Genomic DNA, 314 nt, shown 5'->3' on the forward strand with positions numbered 1-314 from the left:
ACCAACTGAGCTAATGGCTCTAAAACATGGTGCCGGCCAGAGGACTTGAACCCCCAACCTACTGATTACAAGTCAGTTGCTCTACCAGTTGAGCTAGGCCGGCTTTAAATGGTGGAGAATGACGGGTTCGAACCGCCGACCCTCTGCTTGTAAGGCAGATGCTCTCCCAGCTGAGCTAATTCTCCATTTAAAATTATGTAATATTATTACCTGCCCGGCAACGTCCTACTCTCGCGGAACGTAAGCCCAACTACCATCGGCGCTAAAGAGCTTAACTTCTGTGTTCGGCATGGGAACAGGTGTGACCTCTTTGC

At 50.0% G+C, this 314-nt stretch carries 2 tRNA genes and 1 rRNA gene; all 3 read right to left on the bottom strand.

The window, feature by feature from the left end:
• Window positions 1-27 precede the first annotated feature (27 nt).
• Window positions 28-103, bottom strand: a tRNA-Thr gene (locus LQ622_RS14930).
• 6 nt (window positions 104-109) lie between these two features.
• Window positions 110-185, bottom strand: a tRNA-Val gene (locus LQ622_RS14935).
• 27 nt (window positions 186-212) lie between these two features.
• Window positions 213-314: ribosomal RNA gene (rrf, locus tag LQ622_RS14940) — 5S ribosomal RNA — on the bottom strand; the annotation flags it as partial.

This window comes from Mammaliicoccus sp. N-M50 (assembly GCF_022386995.1).
GTDB lineage: Bacteria > Bacillota > Bacilli > Staphylococcales > Staphylococcaceae > Mammaliicoccus > Mammaliicoccus sciuri_A.